The organism is Shewanella sp. S1-49-MNA-CIBAN-0167 (assembly GCF_040310145.1).
Taxonomy (GTDB): domain Bacteria; phylum Pseudomonadota; class Gammaproteobacteria; order Enterobacterales; family Shewanellaceae; genus Shewanella; species Shewanella psychromarinicola.
In genome coordinates this window covers 1-240 of record NZ_JBEOPO010000466.1, presented here as the reverse complement: position 1 = coordinate 240, position 240 = coordinate 1, and the positions used below count along the sequence as shown (strand labels likewise).

At 44.2% G+C, this 240-nt stretch carries 1 protein-coding gene; it reads right to left on the bottom strand.

Annotation, left to right across the window (positions count from 1 at the left end; all coding sequences use genetic code 11):
* Nucleotides 1-240, bottom strand: a 240-nt coding sequence (locus tag AAEZ00_RS22055; RefSeq protein ID WP_351090169.1) for an L-type lectin family protein, incomplete at both ends; no start/stop codon positions are given.

The window sequence follows — 240 nt, the reverse complement described above, 5'->3', positions numbered from 1 at the left end:
GATTAGCGATCAATGAATCAACCGTAATACGGTATCGATGTGCAGGTGAAACATTATTGTTATCAACTTTAGGAGACAAACAATCCCCATTCTGATTTATAGAGCCATTACTACATGTCCCGCGTAAATAAGGATAACCAGATGTGCCTGAGCCAGAACCTCGAATCGATACCGACTGTCTGCGTCGACCTGGACCACTTGGCCCACCCTCAGCAGAAAAGTTACCATACTCATCAATAC